Annotated in this window: 16 protein-coding genes; 9 read left to right on the top strand and 7 right to left on the bottom strand. The window is 63.0% G+C overall.

The features are described 5' to 3' along the window. Window positions 1-92 precede the first annotated feature (92 nt). Window positions 93-2,150 (top strand): bifunctional aldolase/short-chain dehydrogenase, encoded by a 2,058-nt coding sequence (locus tag ACFJIU_RS18220; protein ID WP_379062206.1) that lies wholly within the window; start codon window positions 93-95, stop codon window positions 2,148-2,150. Between the two features lie 191 nt (window positions 2,151-2,341). Here ACFJIU_RS18220 and ACFJIU_RS18215 read toward each other — a convergent pair whose 3' ends face one another. The 3 genes from ACFJIU_RS18215 to ACFJIU_RS18205 form a co-directional block, all read right to left on the bottom strand. Beyond that, on the bottom strand, window positions 2,342-3,397 hold the full coding sequence (locus ACFJIU_RS18215; RefSeq protein ID WP_101937991.1) for a substrate-binding domain-containing protein: 1,056 nt from the start codon (window positions 3,395-3,397) through the stop codon (window positions 2,342-2,344). Window positions 3,398-3,438: 41 nt separating this feature from the next. After that, complete coding sequence (locus ACFJIU_RS18210) at window positions 3,439-4,428, bottom strand: ABC transporter permease (protein WP_379062203.1); 990 nt, start codon at window positions 4,426-4,428, stop codon at window positions 3,439-3,441. 74 nt (window positions 4,429-4,502) lie between these two features. Next, on the bottom strand, window positions 4,503-6,014 hold the full coding sequence (locus ACFJIU_RS18205; protein ID WP_379062200.1) for a sugar ABC transporter ATP-binding protein: 1,512 nt from the start codon (window positions 6,012-6,014) through the stop codon (window positions 4,503-4,505). Between the two features lie 138 nt (window positions 6,015-6,152). On the opposite strand from ACFJIU_RS18205, the gene mtnK reads away from it, so the two are divergent. The 5 genes from mtnK (at window position 6,153) to ACFJIU_RS18180 (ending at window position 12,477) form a co-directional block, all read left to right on the top strand. Further along, window positions 6,153-7,424 carry an S-methyl-5-thioribose kinase gene (gene mtnK / locus ACFJIU_RS18200; RefSeq protein WP_379062197.1) on the top strand — a complete coding sequence of 424 codons (1,272 nt, stop codon included), beginning with the start codon at window positions 6,153-6,155 and terminating at the stop codon, window positions 7,422-7,424. Beyond that, a complete protein-coding gene (gene mtnA / locus ACFJIU_RS18195) occupies window positions 7,421-8,515 on the top strand; it encodes an S-methyl-5-thioribose-1-phosphate isomerase (RefSeq protein WP_379062195.1) in 1,095 nt (364 codons plus the stop codon). Before mtnK ends, mtnA begins: the two co-directional genes overlap by 4 nt. A gap of 151 nt (window positions 8,516-8,666) precedes the next feature. Continuing rightward, window positions 8,667-9,680, top strand: a complete 1,014-nt coding sequence (gene deoC, locus ACFJIU_RS18190) for a deoxyribose-phosphate aldolase (RefSeq protein ID WP_379062192.1) — start codon at window positions 8,667-8,669, stop codon at window positions 9,678-9,680. An 11-nt stretch (window positions 9,681-9,691) separates the two neighbouring features. After that, window positions 9,692-12,067 (top strand): aldehyde dehydrogenase family protein, encoded by a 2,376-nt coding sequence (locus tag ACFJIU_RS18185; protein WP_379062190.1) that lies wholly within the window; start codon window positions 9,692-9,694, stop codon window positions 12,065-12,067. A 62-nt stretch (window positions 12,068-12,129) separates the two neighbouring features. After that, window positions 12,130-12,477, top strand: coding sequence for an ArsC family reductase (locus ACFJIU_RS18180; RefSeq protein WP_379062187.1), 348 nt, complete (start codon window positions 12,130-12,132; stop codon window positions 12,475-12,477). Between the two features lie 238 nt (window positions 12,478-12,715). Here ACFJIU_RS18180 and ACFJIU_RS18175 read toward each other — a convergent pair whose 3' ends face one another. The 3 genes from ACFJIU_RS18175 to ACFJIU_RS18165 all read right to left on the bottom strand — a co-directional run bounded on the left by ACFJIU_RS18175 (window position 12,716) and on the right by ACFJIU_RS18165 (window position 15,391). Next, window positions 12,716-13,072: a DUF488 domain-containing protein gene (locus ACFJIU_RS18175; protein ID WP_379062184.1), complete on the bottom strand. Its 357-nt coding sequence runs from the start codon at window positions 13,070-13,072 to the stop codon at window positions 12,716-12,718. A 59-nt stretch (window positions 13,073-13,131) separates the two neighbouring features. Then, window positions 13,132-14,388 (bottom strand): aminopeptidase, encoded by a 1,257-nt coding sequence (locus tag ACFJIU_RS18170; protein WP_379062181.1) that lies wholly within the window; start codon window positions 14,386-14,388, stop codon window positions 13,132-13,134. Window positions 14,389-14,470: 82 nt separating this feature from the next. Beyond that, window positions 14,471-15,391, bottom strand: coding sequence for a LysR substrate-binding domain-containing protein (locus tag ACFJIU_RS18165; protein WP_379062178.1), 921 nt, complete (start codon window positions 15,389-15,391; stop codon window positions 14,471-14,473). Between the two features lie 88 nt (window positions 15,392-15,479). Here ACFJIU_RS18165 and ACFJIU_RS18160 point away from each other — a divergent pair, with 88 nt between their 5' ends. From ACFJIU_RS18160 to sbmA, 3 genes are all read left to right on the top strand, one after another. Beyond that, window positions 15,480-15,680, top strand: coding sequence for a hypothetical protein (locus ACFJIU_RS18160; protein WP_379062175.1), 201 nt, complete (start codon window positions 15,480-15,482; stop codon window positions 15,678-15,680). Between the two features lie 124 nt (window positions 15,681-15,804). Further along, entirely contained in the window at window positions 15,805-17,001 is a 1,197-nt protein-coding gene (locus tag ACFJIU_RS18155; RefSeq protein WP_379062173.1) for a YbfB/YjiJ family MFS transporter, read from the top strand. 110 nt (window positions 17,002-17,111) lie between these two features. Next, window positions 17,112-18,374: a peptide antibiotic transporter SbmA gene (gene sbmA, locus ACFJIU_RS18150; RefSeq protein ID WP_379062171.1), complete on the top strand. Its 1,263-nt coding sequence runs from the start codon at window positions 17,112-17,114 to the stop codon at window positions 18,372-18,374. Between the two features lie 18 nt (window positions 18,375-18,392). Here sbmA and ACFJIU_RS18145 read toward each other — a convergent pair whose 3' ends face one another. Next, on the bottom strand, window positions 18,393-19,394 hold the full coding sequence (locus tag ACFJIU_RS18145) for a polysaccharide deacetylase (protein WP_379073149.1): 1,002 nt from the start codon (window positions 19,392-19,394) through the stop codon (window positions 18,393-18,395). Between the last annotated feature and the right edge of the window lie 195 nt (window positions 19,395-19,589).

Raw genomic sequence — 19,589 nt, 5'->3', positions numbered from 1 at the left:
ATCCTGGAGCATCCGGCGAGCCGAAACGCTCGCCGGATGGCCGGTGCATGCAATCCGACCCTTCTATCCCAATTGAAAATGTGGACGACCCGATGAAAAATCTCTGGAACGACGCCGAAGCCGAAAACGTGGTCAAGGCCTATGCGGCAAAGGGCGTGGGCCGCGATCTGGCGCTGCGGGTCTACACCACGCGGCTGCTCGGCGGCGAGCCGAGGCTTGTCCTGCACGGCGGTGGCAACACGTCGGTCAAGACCAAGGTCACCGATTTCGTCGGCGACGAATGGGACGTGCTCTGCGTCAAGGGCAGTGGCTGGGACATGGCCGTCATCGAACCGCAGGGCCTTCCGGCGGTGAAACTCGGAGCGCTGCTCAAGGCGCGCAAGCTGGATAGCCTGTCGGATGAAGACATGGTCGCGCTGCAACGCGCCAACCTGATCGATCCGTCCTCGCCGAACCCGTCGGTGGAGACATTGCTGCATGCCTTCCTGCCGCACAAATTCGTCGACCACACCCATTCCACCGCGATCCTCGCCATCGTCGACCAGGGTGGCAACAGCGAAGCGCTGTCGAAGAAGGTGTTCGGCGACAAGATGGGTTTCGTGCCCTACATCAAGCCGGGTTTCGATCTCGCCAAGGTCGCTGCCGATGTCTATGACGCCGACCCGAGTGTCGAAGGCCTGATCCTCGACAAGCATGGCATCTTCACCTTCGGCGACGATGCCAGGCAGGCCTATGATCGCATGATCCACTATGTGACGGTGGCCGAGGACTATGTCGCCAGGAATGGCAGCAATCCGCTGAAGCCGGCATCCTTGCCGGCCAGCCTGGCGAAGCCGGAGGAGGTCGCTTCGATGCTGCGCGGCGCCGTCGCGGTCGCCAGGGGCGAGGGCCGCTTCGATCGCATGGTCAGCGATTTCCGCACTTCCGATGCCATCCTGGAATTCGTCAATTCGGCGGCGATTGCCGACTACGCCGCCGCCGGTGTCTCGACGCCGGACCTGTCGATCCGCATCAAGACCGGGCCAATGGTGTTGCCGGCGCCTGATGCCTCTGATCTCGCCGGCTACAAGGCCGAGATCGGCAGGCGGGTCGCCGCCTACATGGCTGAATACACCCGCTATTTCGAAGAGAACGATGCGCTGGACGACGTCAAGCGCACCATGCTCGACCCGATGCCGCGCCTGTCGCTGGTGCCGGGCTTGGGCATGTTCGGTCACGGCCGCACGCTGAAGGACGCCAGGATCGCTTCGGATGTCGGCGAGATGTGGATCGAGGCGGTCAAGGGCGCGGCCAGCGTCGGCGCCTTCCGTCCGCTCGCCAAGTCCGATCTGTTCCCGCTCGAATACTGGTCGCTCGAGCAGGCCAAGCTTGCTTCCAACAAGCCAAAGCCCCTGACCGGCCAGATCGTGCTGGTCACCGGTGGCGCCGGTGCCATAGGTGCTGCCACCGCCAGGGCTTTCGCCCGTGAAGGCGCGCATGTCGTGGTGGTCGACCTCGATGCCGCCAAGGCCGCGGAAGCCGCCAAGGCTGCCGGCAACAATTCGATCGGTGTCGGCGCGGACATCACCAATCCGGCCGAAGTGCGCGCTGCCTTCGATCAGGCCGTGAAGGTGTTTGGTGGCATCGACATCGTCGTTTCCAACGCTGGCGCTGCCTGGGAGGGCATGATCGCCGACATCGATGACGCGCTGCTGCGCAAGAGCTTCGAGCTCAACTTCTTCTCGCACCAGAGCGTGGCGCAGAACGCGGTGCGCATCATGCGTGAGCAGGGCACAGGCGGCGTGCTTCTGTTCAACGCTTCCAAGCAGGCGGTGAACCCGGGCGCCAAGTTTGGCGCCTATGGCCTGCCCAAGGCGGCGACGCTGTTCCTGTCGCGCCAGTACGCGCTGGAGTATGGTCCGATCGGCATCCGTTCGAATGCCGTCAACGCCGACCGTATCCGCTCCGGCCTGTTGACCGATGCGATGATCGCCAGCCGTTCCACAGCGCGTGGCTTGTCGGAAAAGGACTACATGTCCGGCAACCTGCTCGGGCAGGAAGTCACGGCCGACGACGTTGCCCAGGCTTTCCTGCATCAGGCATTGGCCGAGCGAACCACCGCGGATGTGACGACCGTCGACGGCGGCAACATCGCGGCGGCGCTGCGATAATCGGGTCCCTCTGCCTGCGCAGAGAAATTCGATCGTTCTGAAACAACAATGGGCGTCCACCAGGGCGCCCATTTTTGCTTTGGACATAAGCTGGGGGTTCCCGAACAGGCTGCGTACCAGAAGATTGCGCGCAACAAAAAAGAGCAGCCCGCCGAAGCGGGCTGCTCTCATGCTGTCTCTGTCGTCGATGCTTACTTCGCGTTCGGGTTCGGCATCCACTTCGGCATGGCGACATCAGCATGGGCGAATTGCGGCAGCTTGGCTGACAGTTCTTCCATGTTCTTGATGTCCTTTTCGACCAGTTCCTTCTGGGTGATCAGCGTCGGCGGCACGATCACGCTCTTGCCGGGATCTTCACCGGCCAGCAGCTGGGCCAGCGCGCGCACCGAGACCTGGCCGACGACGGCCGGGTTGGTGGCGGCGGTTGCTGCCCAGGCGCTGTCAGGCTCGCGCATCGCCGCGATGTCGGAGGTCGAAATGTCCGCCGAATAGATCTTGACGTCCTTCGACAGGCCGGCTTCGTCCACCGCGATCTTCACGCCCTTGGCGAATTCGTCGTAGGGCGCGAACATCACCTTGATGTCGGGGTTCGCCGACAGCACCGAACGGGCCTGGTTGGCGACCGAGTTGGCGATCGGGTTGTCGAGGGTGCCGAACTGCGCGGCTTCCTTGATGCCTGAATACTTCTTCTTGAATTCCACCCAGGTCTCGTTGCGGCGGTCGAGCGGCGCGATGCCTGCGACATAGACGTAGCCGGACTTCCAGCTTTCGCCATTGTCCTTGATCGCCTGTTCCAGAGCCAGTCGGGCAAGGTCGCGATCCGACTGCTCGATCTGCGGGATCTTCGGGTTCTCGACGTTGACGTCGAAGGCCACCACCTTGATGCCGGCGTCGACCGCGCGCTGGGCGGCTTCCTTCATCGATTCGGTCAGGCCGTGCTGGATGATGATGCCGTTGACGCCAAGTGCGATCGCCTGGTCGACCATGTCGGCCTGGAGTGCCGCGTCCTGCTTGGAATCCAGCACGCGAAGGTCAACGCCGAGCGCCTTGGCCTGCGATTCCACGCCGGCCAGATAGGCCTGGAAGAAGTCACCGGTGGAGAGATAGCGCACCAGCGCGATCTTGACCTGGCCCGGCTTGTCGAACGGCGCCGGCTTGTCTTGCGCCAGCGCTGGCGAAAAGCCCAGCGCCGTCGCGCCGAGCAGGCCGACGGCCAGCTTGGCGAATGTTCTGCGATCGAATTTCATCTAAGTCCTCCGCTTGGTTTTTTAGTCGTTGATTGCCGCAATTACCTTTTGGCCCTGGTCGACAGGGCAAATGTGAAGACGAGCGCGATCACGAGCACTGCGCCCTTCACGAAATCCTGGGTGTAGTCAGGCGCGTTCATCATGGTCAGTCCCTGCAGGAGCACGCCGACGAACAGCGCACCGACAGCAGTGCCGAAGGCGTTGGGCTTTGACGCACCCAGCACGGCAAAACCGATCAACGCCGCCGCCACCGCGTCGAGCAGCAGATTGTTACCCGAGGCGATGTCGCCGCGTCCAAGTCGGGCGGCGAGCAAAATCCCGCCGATTGAGGCGAATATACCGGAAATGACATAGGCCCAGATCTTGTATGCCTTGACAGGCGCGCCGGCGAGTTCGGCTGCACGTTCGTTGGAGCCGACCGCGTACATCATGCGGCCAAAACGCGTGTATTCAAGGAAGAACCAGATCGCCACCGCCAGCACCACCAGCACCACGACGGACACCGGAACCAGGTTCGGCGCGAAGAAATCGAAACGGTAGCGGCCGAGCGCCAGGAAAGCGTCGCTGAACTTGCCGGGCGCGACCGACCCGTCGGGCATGGTCATGCCGGTAGCGATCGAGCGGCCTTCGGTCGGGATGCGCTGCAGGCCGAGCAGCAGGAACATCATGCCGAGCGTCGCCAAGAGATCCGGCACGCGCATATAGACGATGAGGAAGCCGTTGATCAGGCCGATCAGCACGCCGATGGCCAGGCAGGCGAGAACCGCAACCAGCGCGTTCTGGTCCAGCACAACCATGACATAGGCGGCCGCCATCATGGCGCTGGTCGCCACGGAACCGATGGAAAGGTCGAAACCGCCGACCACCAGGGTCGCTGTCACGCCGAGAGCCAGGATGCCGGTGATCGCCACCGACTGGAAGATGAACACCGCGCTTTGCGGCGACACGAAGCCATCGGCGGTGGAGGCAAAATAGGCGACCAGTGCCGCGAACAGCACCAGAAAGCCGTAACGCACGGCGATGTCACGCATTTAGGCGCAAACCTCGCTGCTCATGAAATCGCCGGATAGCTGTGCCATTCGCGCCCCCTTTATCGTTATCATTTTCAGGCAGCGCCCCGCGCTGTCTGGCCGGCGACCTCCGCCAGCAGGCGGTCCATGTCGATGCGCTCGTTTCTGTGCTCGCCGACGATCGTGTGCTCGGACATGACCAGGATGCGGTCGGCAGTCTCCAGCGCCTCATCGAGTTCGGTGACGAAGACCAGTGTCGCGCGCCCGGCGGCATTTGCCCTGAGTTTTGCGGCGATATCGCGCCGCGCGGCGATATCCACGCCCTGGAATGGCTCATCCAGCATGAACAGTGAGGAGGGGTGCGTCATCCAGCGCGCCACCATCACCTTTTGCTGGTTGCCGCCCGAAAGCGTCGACATCTCGTCCTTCTCGGTCCGACAGACAATGCCCAGCTCGCTGATCTGACGGCGGGCGATGGCACGCTCGGCGCGGCGGCGCAGCACGCCGAAAGCCGAAATCCGTTTCAGGAACGGCAGGGTCATGTTCTCGTAGATGTTGAAAGCGCCGACGATGCCGCTTTCGCTGCGATCCTTGGCCACCAGGAAGGCGCCGGCGCTGATCGCTTCGGCCGGTGTGCGGGGGGCGTAGCTGCTGCCGTTCAAGGTCATCGACCCGGCAAGCGGCTGGCGCAGCCCGAAGAGCGTTTCGGCCAGCGCCGTCTTGCCGACGCCGACCAGGCCGGTGATCGCGACGATCTCGCCGTCGCCCAGCGAAAGCGAAATCGGCCGGGCACCGTCGGCGATCACCAGATTGTCGGCGGCGAAGATCGTCTTGCCGCCCGCATTGGGGGCGAAAGCGCTTTGGTGAATCCTGCGCCCAAGCATGGCATTGACCGCGCCTTCATAGTCGAGCGGCTTGCTGTCGAACGTGCCGACGATCTGGCCGTCGCGCAGCGAGACGATGCGATCGGCCAGCCGGCGGATGTCCGACATGCGGTGCGAGATATAGAGAATGGCGACGCCGTGCGATTTCAGCCGGTCGACAAGCGAAAACAGTCGGTTGGCCTCGGCACTGGACAGCGAGGATGTCGGCTCGTCGAGGATCAGCACCTTCGGTTCGTGCGCCATGGCGCGTGCGATCGCCACCATCTGGCGGTCCGCCAGCGTGAGATCCCCGATCGCGGCGCCAAGGTCGATGTCCAACCCCATGCGCTCGGCGACGGCGCGGGCTTCGCGCTGCACGCGGCGCGGGTTGAAAACGAGGGGCTGGCCTTTGCCGCTGAGACGATCCAGCGTCAGGTTGGTGCCGACGTCGAGCGCTGCGACGACGCCATCGTTGATATTCTGGTGCACGGTGACGACGCCGGCGCGGATGGCTTCTGCCGGAGTTTTCGGCGCGAAGTCGGCGGCGCCCAATGTCATGGCGCCGCCATCACGCGAATAGACGCCGCTGATGACTTTCACCAGCGTCGACTTGCCCGCTCCATTGGCGCCCATCAGCACCGTCACCTCGCCTGGATGCAGGTCGAGGCTGACGCCGCCAAGAACTTGGATCGGGCCGAAGGATTTCTTCAGATCCGCGATGCGGAACACGGCTTCTGCGGCCATATTCTCCTCCTTGACCCCGACGCTAGGAACAATCTCGTCATTTGTCAACACGATTGACAAATGACAGAATGGTTCCTAGCCTTTTACCTGTCATGACCGTTCGCTAACAGAAACGGGGACGCGGATCGGGAGGCCGACATGGCAAAAAATGCTTCGTTCGAGGCTCTGACGGTTGAAACTTTGCCCACGAGGCTCGGCGCTCTGCCGGCGCTGACCGATCAGCTCGGCGACGATGTTTCCGCCTGGCGTGTACGCGAGGTTGGCGACGGTAATTTGAACCTCGTCTTCATTGTCGAAGGGCCGGCCGGTTCGGCCGTCGTCAAACAGGCACTGCCCTATGTCCGGCTGGTCGGCGAAAGCTGGCCGCTGCCGCTGAAGCGCTCCTACTTCGAATACCACGCGCTGGTCAGGCAGGAAGCCCGCGCTGGTCAAGGCACGGTGCCGGCGGTGCTGCATTTCGACGAAGCGCAGGCGCTGATCGTCATGGAATATCTGACGCCGCACATCATCCTGCGCAAGGAACTGATCGCCGGCCGCGAATTGCCGCGCATCGGCGTCGACCTCGGCCTGTTCGTGGCGCGTACGCTGTTCCGTGGCTCGGACCTGCACATGGCGGCGCGCGATCGCAAGGCCGACCTTGCGCTGTTCGCCGACAATGTCGAACTCTGCGACATCACCGAAAACCTGGTTTTCACCGATCCCTATTTCGAAGCGAAGCTGAACCACTACACACCGGCGCTCGAGCCGCTCGTTGCCGAACTGCGTGCCGATCGCGATCTCAAGGTCGAAGCGCAGCGCCTCAAGCATCTGTTCGCGGCAAATGCCGAAACGTTGCTGCATGGCGACCTGCACACCGGCTCCGTCATGGTGACGGATACGGACACCCGCGTTATCGATCCCGAATTCGCCTTCTACGGGCCGATGGCGTTCGACGTCGGCATGCTGCTGGCCAATTTCTGGATGTCCTACTTCTCGCAGAGCGGGCACGAACAGGACGGCTCGCGCGAAACCATGCGCTCCTATCTGCTCGAGACGGTCACCTCGATCTGGGCCGTGTTCCGCTCCGAGTTCTCGCGCCTCTGGCGTAGTGAACGCACCGGCATGCTTTATGCCCGCAGCGTGTTCGAGGATCGCGGCGATGCGCTCGGCGCCGAGCAGGCGCTCGATCGCATGCTGCATGACATCTGGCAGGATCTTCTGGGTTTCGCCGGCGTCGAATGCCACCGTCGCATACTCGGTCTTGCCCACAATGCGGATTTCGAGACCATCGAGGACGAAGCCAGGCGCGCCGTCTGCGAGGCGAGGGCGCTGCGTTTCGGTCGCCACATCGCGGTAAACCGCCGCGTCATCCACAGCATTGAAGAGGTCAACGCGTTCGCCGCGCTGATCGAAAAAGGAGCATACGCGTGAACGTCGGCGGCAAGCATTTTCGCACCATCTGGCTGAACGAAGACGGCCGTTCCGTCGATATCATCGACCAGCGCTGGCTGCCGCACGAGTTCCGCGTCGTCACACTGTCGACGGTGGAAGATGTCGCCGTCGCGATCCGCGACATGTGGGTGCGCGGCGCGCCGCTGATCGGCGTTACCGCTGCCTACGGCATGGCGATTCAGATGCTGGCTGATGCATCCGACGCTGCCCTCGATGCCGCCTGGGACCGGCTCCATGAGACGCGTCCGACGGCGATCAACCTGCGCTGGGCGCTTGACGAGATGCGCAAGCTTCTGAAGCCGTTGCCGGTTTCCGAGCGTGTTGCCGCCGCATACAAGCGCGCCGCCGAGATCGCCGACGAGGATGTCGAGCTCAACCGTTCGATCGGCGGCAACGGCCTTGCCATCATCAAGCAGATCGCCGCCAGGAAGAAACCGGGCGAGCGCGTCAACATCCTCACCCATTGCAACGCCGGCTGGCTGGCCACGGTCGACTATGGCACCGCCACCGCACCAATCTATCTGGCGGTCGAGGCCGGCATCCCGGTCCACGTCTATGTCGACGAGACGCGCCCGCGCAACCAGGGCGCGCAGCTCACCGCCTGGGAAATGGCCGGGCACGGCGTGCCGCACACGCTGATCGTCGACAATGCCGGCGGTCATCTGATGCAGCATGGCGAGGTCGACATGGTCATCGTCGGCACGGATCGCACCACCGCCAATGGCGATGTCTGCAACAAGATCGGCACCTATCTGAAGGCGCTCGCAGCCAGGGACAACGACATTCCCTTCTATGTCGCGCTGCCGTCGCCGACCATCGACTGGACCGTGTCGGACGGACTGAAGGAAATCCCGATCGAGGAACGTTCCGGTGATGAGGTTTCCTTCGTGCAGGGCAAGACCGAAACCGGTGAGATCGCCCGCGTGCGCGTGTCGCCGGAAGCGTCGCCCGCCGGCAATCCTGCCTTCGATGTGACGCCGGCGCGTCTCGTCACCGGCCTGATTACCGAACGCGGGGTCGCCGAGGCTTCCCGCGACGGACTGACGGCATTGTTTCCTGAGCGGAAATAGACCCGAAGCGGTCGGACTTCCATTCAACTCCGAGCTGCGAGAGCCCGCCGAGGCCGATTGAGCCTTGGCGGGCTTCGCGATTCGCGCAATATGGACGTTTCGGCGCGGTCGTCCTTTTGCTGTCACCGTCCGGGCGTATGGGAGGTGTGAGATGAATGTCGTCGACAAGCACAGGAGTGGCCAAGCCGCCGGCGCTGCCGCCTTCGCCAACCAGCCGCACCCCTACAACCCGCCGATACCGTTTTCGCTCGACCCGATCGAAGCTGTCCGCGTCAATCTGAGCGCCGCCGAACGGCGCACGTCGTCGCTCGGTGGCCGCCGCACGGTGAAGAAGGAATGGCAGGCAGCCTGGCTGGTGCGTGCGCTGCAATGCATCGATCTCACCACGCTGAACGGCGACGACACCGCCGGCCGCGTGCGCCGCCTCTGCGCCAAGGCGCGCCAGCCGCTGCGCGCCGATCTGCAGGACGCGCTTGGGCTTGGCGATCGCATCATCACCACCGGTGCGGTCTGCGTCTATCATCGTTTCGTCGCCACCGCGGTCGATGCGCTGCAGGGCTCGGGCATTCCGGTCGCCGCCGTCTCCACCGGCTTTCCGGCTGGCCTTTCGCCACTGGACACGCGGCTTAGGGAGATCGAGGCGTCGGTTGCCGATGGTGCCGAGGAGATCGACATCGTCATCACCCGCGAACATGTGCTGACCGGCAACTGGCAGGCGCTCTACGAGGAGGTGAAGGCCTGCAAGGAAGCCTGCGGGCCGGCGCACATGAAGACCATCCTCGCCACGGGCGACCTGCAGACCTTGCGCAATGTCGCCCGCGCGTCCTGGGTGTCGATGATGGCAGGCTCCGATTTCATCAAGACCTCGACCGGCAAGGAGGCGATCAATGCGACGCTGCCGGTCACGCTGGTGATGATCCGTGCCATCCGCGAATATCGCGAGATGACCGGCCATGTCGTCGGCTACAAGCCGGCCGGCGGCATTTCCACCGCCAAGGATGCGATGGCCTATCTCGCATTGATGAAGGAAGAGCTCGGCAACGACTGGCTGCAGCCCAATTTGTTCCGCTTCGGGGCTTCGTCGCTGCTTGCCGACATCGAGCGCCAGCTCGAGCATTACGTCACCGGTCGTTACGCGGCCTTCAGCCACCACGCTATGGCGTAACGGGGGTCTCCATGTCGATCGCAGAAATCCTGGACACGATGGAATACGGCCCGGCGCCGGAGAGCGACAAGGAAGCCCGCGCTTGGATCAAGGGGCTGGGCGCTGAAACCAGGCTGTTCATCGGCGGTGCCTGGAAGAAGGCCAAGTCGGGCGAAAGCTTCGAAACCACATCGCCGTCAAGCGGTGAGATCCTGACCCGGCTGGCGCAGGCAAATGCCGCCGATGTCGACGCGGCGGTCAAGGCCGCCGCCAAGGCACAGCCCGGCTGGGCCGCACTTCCCGGCCATGTCCGCGCCCGCTACCTCTACGCGATCGCCCGGCTGGTCCAACGCCACAGCCGCCTGTTCGCGGTGGTGGAGACGCTCGACAATGGCAAGCCGATCCGCGAGACCCGCGACATCGATATCCCGCTGGTCGCCCGTCATTTCTATCACCATGCCGGCTGGGCGCAGCTGATGGACGGTGAACTGGCCGACAGGGAACCGCTTGGAGTCTGCGGCCAGATCATCCCCTGGAATTTTCCGCTGTTGATGCTGGCCTGGAAGATCGCGCCGGCGATCGCGCTCGGCAACACGGTGGTGCTGAAACCGGCCGAATACACCTCGCTCACCGCGCTGCTGTTCGCCGAGATCTGCCAGAAAGCAGGCCTGCCGGAAGGTGTGGTCAACATCGTCACCGGCGACGGCGCGACCGGCGAAGCCATCGTCAATCATCCGGGCGTGGCCAAGATCGCTTTCACCGGTTCGACCGAGGTCGGCCGCCGCATCCGCGAGGCGACCGCCGGCTCGGGAAAGAGCCTGACCCTCGAACTCGGCGGCAAGTCGCCCTTCATCGTTTTCGATGACGCGGACCTCGATGCCGCGGTCGAAGGCGTCGTCGACGCCATCTGGTTCAACCAGGGCCAGGTCTGCTGTGCCGGCTCGCGCCTGCTGGTGCAGGAAAGCGTGCAGGAGCGTTTCATCGCCAAGCTGGTAGCCCGCATGGAGACGTTGCGTGTCGGCGATCCGCTCGACAAGGCGATCGACATCGGCGCCATCGTGCATCCGGTGCAGCTGGCGCGCATCCGCGAACTGGTCGATGTCGGAGTCAAGGAAGGAGCGGTTCTTCACCAGCCCAAATCAGGCGTGCCGGCGAAAGGGTGTTTCTATCCGCCGACGCTGCTGACCGGCGTGCACCCGGCCGCCACCGTCTCGCGCGTCGAGATCTTCGGGCCGGTGCTTGTCGCCACCACGTTCCGCACCCCGGCTGAAGCGGTCGAGCTTGCCAACAACACCGAATACGGCCTTGCCGCCTCGATCTGGTCGGAGACGCTGTCGCTGGCGCTGGACATCGCGCCCAAGCTGAAATGCGGCGTCGTCTGGGTCAACGGCACCAACATGTTCGACGCCGGCGTCGGCTTCGGCGGCTACAAGGAATCCGGTTATGGCCGCGAAGGTGGCCGCGAAGGTCTGGCCGCCTATTGCAAGCCGAAATGGCTGTCCAGGGCCAAGCCGATTGCCGCCGCGCCTGCCGTCGAGCCCAATGGCGATGTCGTCTCTACCGGCTTCATCGACCGAACCGCGAAACTTTATGTCGGCGGCAAGCAGGCGAGACCGGATGGCGGCTATTCCCGGCCGATCGTTTCACCGTCGGGTGCGCTGGTCGGCGAGGTTGGGGACGGCAACCGCAAGGATATCCGCAATGCCGTGGAGGCCGCGCGCAAGGCGATCGGCTGGGCGTCGACCGCTGAACACAGCCGCGCACAGATCCTGTACTACATCGCCGAGAACCTCGATGCGCGCTCGAGCGAGTTCGCCGACCGTCTTGCCGCAATGACCGGCAAGCGCAAGCAGGATGCGGCCAGAGAGGTTGCAGCCTCGGTGTCGCGGTTGTTCTCATACGGCGCCTGGGCCGACAAGTTCGAGGGCGCGGTGCACAAACCGCCGCTGCGCGGCGTGGCGCTCGCCATGAACGAGCCGCTTGGTGTCTTGGGTGTCGCCTGTCCGGAAGACCATGGTCTGCTCGGCTTTGTCTCTACCTTCGCCCCGGCGATCGCCATGGGCAACCGGGTTGTCGTGCTGCCATCCTCGCGCCAGGCGCTCGCCGCCACCGACTTCTACCAGGTGCTGGAGACGTCGGATGTACCGGACGGCGTCGTCAACATCGTCACCGGCGACCGTGATGCGCTCGCGCTCGAGCTGGCAAAACACGAGGAAGTCGACGGCATCTGGTATTTCGGTGGCCGCGATGCGGCAGCGAAGATCGAAAAGGCCTCGACCGGTAACCTCAAGCAGGTTTGGGCCGAAACAGTCCAGCGTGACTGGTATGACGCGCGCCAGGGCGAGGGCAGGGAGTTCCTGTCCCGCGCCGTGCAGGTGAAGAACATCTGGGTGCCCTACGGCGAATAAGGAAGAGAGCGTCATCGCTCCGAATCGGCTACCCGGTATCGGACAAACCGAGGAACCCGGCCTTGACCATCACCATGTACGGCATCCCGAACTGCGACACGATCAAGAAGGCGCGCGTCTGGCTGGAAGGCCGCAAGGTCGAATATGTCTTTCATGATTATCGCGCCTCGGGCCTGGAAGCCGATCGCCTGCAGGGCTGGATCGACAAGCTCGGCTGGGAAGTGCTGCTCAACAAGGCGAGCACCACGTTCAGGGAATTGCCGGACGACAAGAAGCAGGGCCTCTATGCCGAGAAAGCCAAGGTGCTGATGTTGGCCAGCCCGACGATGATCAAGCGTCCGGTGCTTGATCTGGGCGACCATCTGCTGGTCGGCTTCAAGCCCGATATCTACGAGCGCGAGCTCGGCTGATCGAGGTGCGTCCTTCGAGGTTCGCCCACCTTGGACTGCGCAATCTATCGAGGGTTATGCGGGCTCACACCTCAGGATGAGGACCGTCGCGCTGGCGCACTGCTGCGATGCCCCGAGTTGCGGGCACCCGCTCAATGGTCCTCATCCTGAGGTGTGAGCCCGCAATGTGTCCGAAGTAAAAGGTGCGGCTCCATGCGGGCGAGCCTCGAAGGACGCACCCCGGACAACCACGTCAGCGCTATGCCTTTTCTTGCAGATAATCCGCCAGCGCCACCGCATTGTTGTAACGCTGCTCATGGGCGCCGTAGAGCAGGGTGACGCGGCCGTGCTCCAGCAGGCTGGCCAGTTCGCGCAACGGCTCCTGCCTGTCGGCCAGTTCGCTCCGGTATCGCTTTTGAAATTCTTCCCAGCGCTCGGGCTGATGATCGAACCATTTGCGCAAGCCATCGCTCGGTGCGATGTCCTTCAGCCACAGGGTCAGCGCCGCTTTTTCTTTGGTCAGGCCGCGTGGCCAGATGCGGTCGACCAACACGCGCTGACCATCTGAAGCCGCAGCCGGCTCGTAGACCCGCTTGACCACGATGTCGAAAGCCATCGGCTGCCTCCCAAGATCGGGCGGTATGACACCGCCCGACTGCCGGTAACTGGTCTCCGTCAGGCCCACTCGCCCTGGCGCATCACCGGCACAGTGCTGCCGTCCTTGTTGACACCATCGATATCGACCTTGTTGGAGCCGATCATCCAGTCGATGTGGATGAAGCTCTTGTTGCCGCCGCGTGCCGCGATCTCGTCCTGCGAAAGCTTGTCGCCGCCGACGAAACACTTCGAATAGCACTGGCCGAGCGCGATGTGGCAGGAGGCGTTTTCGTCGAACAGCGTGTTGTAGAACAGGATGCCACTTGCCGAGATCGGCGAGGAATGCGGCACCAGCGCCACTTCGCCCAGCCGGCGCGCGCCTTCGTCGGTGTCCAGCACTTTCTGCAGCACATCCTCGCCCTTCGCGGCCTTCGCTTCCACGATGCGGCCTTCTTCGAAACGCACCGAGATCTCATCGATCAGCGTGCCCTGATAGGACAGCGGCTTGGTCGAGGAGACGTGGCCGGTCACGCGCTGCGCATGCGGCGTCGTGAACACTTCCTCGGTCGGGATGTTCGGATTGCAGGTGATGCCGTTCTTGGCGGTCGAGGCGCCGCCCATCCATTCATGCCCGTCGGCGAGACCGACGGTCAGGTCGGTACCCGGACCCCTGAAATGCAAGGCATGGAAATTGTGCCCGTTCAGCCATTTCGTGCGTTCGGCAAGTGCTGCATTGTGTGCCTTCCAGGCACCGATCGGATCGTCATTGTCGACGCGGCTGGCCGCGAAGATCGCGTCCGCCAGCTTGGCGACCGCCACGTCGTCGGTTTCGCCCGGGAACACCTGTTTTGCCCAGGCGAGTTCCGGATAGGCAACGATGTTCCAGTTGATGTCGAAGCCGGTGATCTTCTCCAGCGCCGGCTGGTAGGCGATCGAGTTCGCCTTGTTGGCGCGCGAGACCTTGGCCGGGTCCTGGGCCGACAGCAGCGATGGGTCGTCGCCGCGCACGGCAAGCCGCGCGGCATTGTTGGCGAACGCCTTGGCCATGCCTTCGTAGAGCCAGCCGGCGGCGCGGTCGAAACCGGCATCGGCGCCATAGCGGAAGCGGGAGAGCGTGATCTCGTCATCGTTGAAGATCGGCGTCACCAATCCGGCGCCGGCCTTGTAGGCATGCTCGACGATTCTGCGGGTCAGCGGCAGTGCGGCGATCGACGAGGTCAGCACGAGATCCTGGCCGGGCTGCAGCTGCAGACCCACCTTGACCACCACTTCGGCCAGGCGTTCGAGCTTCACCGGATCGATGGCAGCGGAAAAATCGCGGGCGTGGGATGTCATGGTCAGGCCTCGGCTGTTGGTGATGTCATTCTACATAGACCGCCCGGGCGTCGCTTTCCACAAATAGCGATTGGTCCTCGGTTCAGGCGATGGCACGCTCGCTTGGCGTGGTGAATGTCGCCATGGTCGCTTCTATCTCTTCCCGCAGCCATGCCTTGAAGTCGCGCACCTTGCGGCTCTCCGGTTCCCCCGGTGCGGTCACCATCCAATAGCCGAGCCCGCTCGGCGCGCGTATGCCGAAAGGGGCAACCAGACGGCCGTCGGCCAGTGCGTCGGCGCACAGCAACTGCCAGCCCAGCATGACGCCATGGCCCGCAATGGTCGATTCCAGGCACAGCATCGGGTCGGTAAAGGAGGCGCCCTTGAGCAATGTCACCGGTTCGGCGCCGGCTGCCCGGAACCAGTTTTCCCAGGCGATCATCGTACGCTCATCCGTAATCGCATAGGCGTTGGCCAGGTCGGCGGGTGTCTTCAGCTTTGCCGCGATCGAAGGCGCGCAAACCGGAAAGATCTCCTGCGCCAGCAGCAATTCCGCATGCAGGCCCGGCCATTTGCCGTTGCCGAGCCGGATGCCGATATCGATCTCGGAATTGCCGGGATCGACCAGCCGAACCGAAGCGTCGATACGCAGCAGCACATTCGGATAGCGCGTGAAATGCCGCGACAGCCTCGGCATCAGCCATTTCGAGGCGAAGGCCGGCGCCACCGACACCACCAGCGTGCAGCGGGAGGCATCGTCGGCGAGAGCCACGGCCTGTGTCAGTTCGCGAAAACCCTTGCCAAGCCTTGTCGCGAATTGGCTGCCGAAATCGGTCAGTACGAGGCCGGATGGCGTTCGCTCGAAAAGCGCGAGCCCAAGCTGTCTCTCGGTACGGTTGATCTGCTGGCTGACTGCGCTCGACGAAACACCGAGTTCTCCAGCCGCCGACGAAAGCGAGCCCAGCCGCGCAACGGCCTCCACCGCGCGAAGACCGTTGAGATGGATTCGGTTCAAAGGAGCCATGAAGTTTTTCTAAACTCGTGCCGTGCAAATCTCAATTGAATCCCTGCGGTTTGGTGGCAAAATCGTTTCAGAAAAAGGAGTTGCCGCCATGACGCTTTTCTCCTTGCTGAACCCGTTCCGGGAACTGCTGCCGACCCGTTCGACCGATGGAGACATTGCCCGCTGGGTGCGTGATCCGCTTTCGCATCCGGTCCTCGACACCATGTCGGAGCGCGAGCTGGGCGACATGCCGTTCAGGCTCACCGCGCGGCGGACTGCCTTCGAGACGCCACGCTGCTGCGGCGCCTGATCGTTATCTCGCGCATGGTCTTCTCCGAAGGGCCTGCAACTTTTTCGGGATCACGCTCCAGCCACGCAACTGGCCCAAACGAAACGCATTGCCTCGCAGGCGCACAGTTTTATTGTGCGCTGCAATGAACGAGACACCGGCCTCTCCGCTGCGCTTCGCCCTTGCCGGCATGGTTGCCATGGCGGTCGCCATGGGCATTGGCCGTTTTGTCTACACGCCGATCCTGCCCGGCATGATGGAAGAACTCCATTTGTCCGCCGGCGACGCCGGCCTGATCGCGTCTTCCAACTATCTCGGTTATCTGCTTGGCGCCTTCGCTGCCGCAGGCGGCTGGGCACATGGCCGCGAACGGATCGTCATGCTGGCCGCGCTGGCCGCCAGCGGTGTGCTGGCCGGGGCGATGGGATTGACAGACTCCACCCTGGCTTTCCTCGTCATCCGTTTCCTGGCGGGTGTTGCCAGCGCCTTCGTCATCGTCTTCCTGGCCGCGATCGTCTTCAGCCATCTCGCCGTAGCCGGCCGCAATGGACTGCAGGCGCTGCATTTCAGCGGTGTCGGCCTCGGCATTGCCGGTTCTTCCTTGATGATGGCCTTGCTGGTCAGCACTCACGCCACCTGGGTGGCAGGCTGGATGATCGCCGCCGCGCTCTCGCTTGTGGGGTTCGTTATCACGGTTCTGATGATCGATCGCGGTCCGGCGCTGACCACCGGTTCGGGGCGGGAGCCGGCTTTGAACTGGAGCGCACCGCTGATGAAAGTCACCATCGCCTATGGCATGTTCGGCTTCGGCTACATCGTCACGGCCACCTTCCTCGTTGCCATCGTGCGCCAGGGCGGTGGCAGCCGCACTTTCGAGGCAATGGTCTGGATGGTGACCGGTCTTGCCGGCATGCCTTCCATCTGGGTCTGGCAGAAGATTGCCGGCAAGACCGGGCTGTATGTCGCCTATGCCCTGGCCTCACTGGTCGAGGCTGTGGGGGTGACGGCCAGCGTGGCAATGAGCCTGCCGGTCGGTCCGCTGCTCGGCGGTTTCTTTCTCGGCTGCACTTTCATTGCCATCACCGCACTCGGCCTGCAGGCGGGCAGGGTGCTCTCGCCACTGGCGCCGCGCCGCGCCTTTGCGCTGATGACGGCGAGTTTCGGCATCGGCCAGCTGATCGGCCCGCTGGTGGCGGGCGTGCTGGCGGAGCGTTCCGGCGGCAGTTTCTTCGTGCCGTCGATCGCCGCGGCCATTGTCCTGGTCATTTCGGCCGTGGTCGTCTGGTCGGCGGGCCGTGACGTCAAACAACAAGTCCAAGAAGAAGCCCGCTCGCCAACGTGACGAAAAAGTAATTCGCCGGCAGGCCGGGCCACCATTCCTTTGCCGCAAAAACTGTGACTTGATGGTTGCGAATCGCAATCGCGCTCGCGCGTCATCTGGGGCAGGCCAACGTGTTCGTTTCTTTCTTTCCGAAGCCGAAGCTGTTTTTCCTTTCGGCCGCGGCGTGGACCTTGTTTGGTGTTTTGCTGTGGTTTGCAGGAGGACGGGATTTCGGAGCAATCATCGGGTTGCCCCCCGCGGCAGCCGGATCGCCGCCAATTCTCGGTATTCCGGTTTTCTGGTCAGCCCCGTTTCTCTGGTTCTATGTCTATTTCGCCGTTCTGCTCGGTTTATTCTATCTTTTCTGGCGGTTTTACGCGCCGCATCCATGGCAGAACTGGTCGATCCTGGTATCCGCCCTCATATTGTTTTTCACATACATCAATGTTGAGATCTATGTTGCCATCAACAATTGGCGCGGGCCGTTCTTCGATCTCTTCCAGAAGGCTATCACCACCCCCAATTCGGTGACTGCTGCCGAGCTCTACAACCTTTTCTGGATATACGCCCTTATCGGAATGATGTTCGTTTCCGTCTATGTGGTGATGCGTTTCATCGTCAGCCATTACATCTTCCGCTGGCGCACCGCGATGAACGAATTCTATGTTGCGAACTGGCCGAAGCTCCGCCACATCGAGGGTGCCTCCCAGCGTGTTCAGGAAGACACGATGCGTTTCTCGACCACCATGGAAGCGCTGGGCGTGGCCTTTGCCGACTCGATCCTCACGCTCATCGCGTTCTTGCCGGTGCTTGCGGAGCTTTCAAAGCACATAACGGCCCTGCCGCTGATCGGCTCGATTCCCTACTCGCTGGTCGTTGCCGCCTTGGCGTGGTCTATCTTTGGCACCGTGCTTCTTGCGGTCGCTGGCATCAAACTCCCTGGGATGGAGTTCAGGAACCAGAGGGTCGAGGCAGCCTACCGCAAGGAACTCGTCTATGGAGAAGACGATCCCAACCGGGCGACGCCGCCCACTTTGGGTGAACTGTTCCAGAATGTGCGTCGGACCTATTTCCGCTATTATTTCCACTACGCCTATTTCAACATCTTCCGCGCAGGCTTTGGCCAGGCCGATGCGATCTTCTCGGCGGTGATTCTTATCCCGACCATAGCCGCCGGCCGCATTACGATGGGCATCTGGCAGCAGATCAGCACGGCGTTTGGCCAGGTCTCAAGTTCGTTCCAGTATCTGGTCACCGCGTGGCCGACGATCGTGGAACTGATTTCGATCTATAAGCGTCTTCAGGCGTTCGAGGCCACGCTTCATGGCGAACCGCTGCCTGAACTGGACCGTCGCTACATGGAGAAACACGCGCAGGACCAGGGTGCTGCGTAACGATCGATGTGGGCGGCATCAGCCGCCCACGGTCGCCGGCTTGATAGGTTTGCCCCTGGCCAGGTAGTCGCGATAGCTGATGCATTCGACATCGGCTTTCACGCAGACTTCTCCTGCGAAACGCTCGAGTGCGTTCCAATAGGTGCCGTCGTTCATCAGCGTGAAATGGAAGCCGAGTTCGAGCGGAATGCGCTGGCCGCCATACTGCTTGTCGAAGGCCGTCCGGAAAGCTTCGTAGGTTCGTTCCTCGAATTCCTTGGCCTGGCTTGGCCGTTCGAAGCCGCCGGAATGGCGCACGAACAGATTGTAGTCCATCGCGATCACCGGCCGACGCTTCGGGCCTTCCGGGATCAATGGCAGCGAAAAACGCGTCACGCCGCCGGATTTCGTCGGCAAGGCAGGGCCCTGCGAGACACCGCTGGCGTCATAACTGAAACCCGCTTCAGGCAGCGCCTGATAGAGGCCCTTGCCCGTTGAAAGATAAGGTGCCCGGAAACCTGTCACCGACCTGGCCACGTCGCGCCAGCCGGCAGGTTCGGAAGCGATGCCGTTGATCGTGTAGGCGTTCTCCAGGATGCGCCGCGCGGCGCCGAGTTCGGCCAGCCAGTCGCTCTTGCTCCAGTCCTTGCCGTCGAAATGGCCGCAGGCATGGCTGCCAAGGTCGTGCCCCTCGGCGACCGCCAGGTTGATCTGCTCCAGCCGCTCCGCCACTTCCTCTTTGGAAGCGGCAAAGCCGATATTCGATTTGCCGATTCCCTTCGGCGGTGTGGCGTAGTCCTTGCGGGTCTCCTTCGACAGCAGGAAGACACAGGACAGGAAATAGCTGAAATGCGCGCCGGTGCGCTGCGCCAGCGCGCGGCTGCGTTTCCATTGCGCGATGTCGCGCGCATTGTCGAAGGAGATGATGACGACCTGCTTGGGCGCAGCCGGTAACCGTGAGCGCGGCGGATCGGCAAGCGCCGCCGTCGTGGTGGCGGCAATCAGGCAGGAACACGCAAGCACGCGCAACAAACTGGGCATCATCGGTACAAAAACTGCAATTCGTCCAGATGGATAAGCGATTGCCGCTGTCCGGGCAATGGTGAGGTGCAATCGCCTAGTCTTCAAATGTGGCGTCGATACGGTCCCCAAGAATGTTGAGGACAGGGGCGATCGTGCCGATTTTCCGGCTCCCCCCTTCCATGCCGACAAAATTCCGCTACAAGGCGGGGCTCA

The organism is Mesorhizobium sp. UC74_2 (assembly GCF_042701485.1).
Lineage (GTDB): Bacteria > Pseudomonadota > Alphaproteobacteria > Rhizobiales > Rhizobiaceae > Mesorhizobium.
The sequence above is the reverse complement of the archived record's forward strand: the minus strand, read 5'-3'. Positions and strand labels throughout refer to the sequence as shown.

What these genes read in the sequence shown, in the direction of transcription:
- ACFJIU_RS18220 (WP_379062206.1), top strand. Translation starts at nt 93, where the DNA reads ATGAAAAATCTCTGGAACGACGCCGAAGCCGAAAACGTGGTCAAGGCC.
- ACFJIU_RS18215 (WP_101937991.1), bottom strand. Translation starts at nt 3,397, where the DNA reads ATGAAATTCGATCGCAGAACATTCGCCAAGCTGGCCGTCGGCCTGCTC.
- ACFJIU_RS18210 (WP_379062203.1), bottom strand. Translation starts at nt 4,428, where the DNA reads ATGCGTGACATCGCCGTGCGTTACGGCTTTCTGGTGCTGTTCGCGGCA.
- ACFJIU_RS18205 (WP_379062200.1), bottom strand. Translation starts at nt 6,014, where the DNA reads ATGGCCGCAGAAGCCGTGTTCCGCATCGCGGATCTGAAGAAATCCTTC.
- mtnK (WP_379062197.1), top strand. Translation starts at nt 6,153, where the DNA reads ATGGCAAAAAATGCTTCGTTCGAGGCTCTGACGGTTGAAACTTTGCCC.
- deoC (WP_379062192.1), top strand. Translation starts at nt 8,667, where the DNA reads ATGAATGTCGTCGACAAGCACAGGAGTGGCCAAGCCGCCGGCGCTGCC.
- ACFJIU_RS18185 (WP_379062190.1), top strand. Translation starts at nt 9,692, where the DNA reads ATGTCGATCGCAGAAATCCTGGACACGATGGAATACGGCCCGGCGCCG.
- ACFJIU_RS18175 (WP_379062184.1), bottom strand. Translation starts at nt 13,072, where the DNA reads ATGGCTTTCGACATCGTGGTCAAGCGGGTCTACGAGCCGGCTGCGGCT.
- ACFJIU_RS18170 (WP_379062181.1), bottom strand. Translation starts at nt 14,388, where the DNA reads ATGACATCCCACGCCCGCGATTTTTCCGCTGCCATCGATCCGGTGAAG.
- ACFJIU_RS18165 (WP_379062178.1), bottom strand. Translation starts at nt 15,391, where the DNA reads ATGGCTCCTTTGAACCGAATCCATCTCAACGGTCTTCGCGCGGTGGAG.
- ACFJIU_RS18160 (WP_379062175.1), top strand. Translation starts at nt 15,480, where the DNA reads ATGACGCTTTTCTCCTTGCTGAACCCGTTCCGGGAACTGCTGCCGACC.
- ACFJIU_RS18155 (WP_379062173.1), top strand. Translation starts at nt 15,805, where the DNA reads ATGAACGAGACACCGGCCTCTCCGCTGCGCTTCGCCCTTGCCGGCATG.
- ACFJIU_RS18145 (WP_379073149.1), bottom strand. Translation starts at nt 19,394, where the DNA reads ATGCCCAGTTTGTTGCGCGTGCTTGCGTGTTCCTGCCTGATTGCCGCC.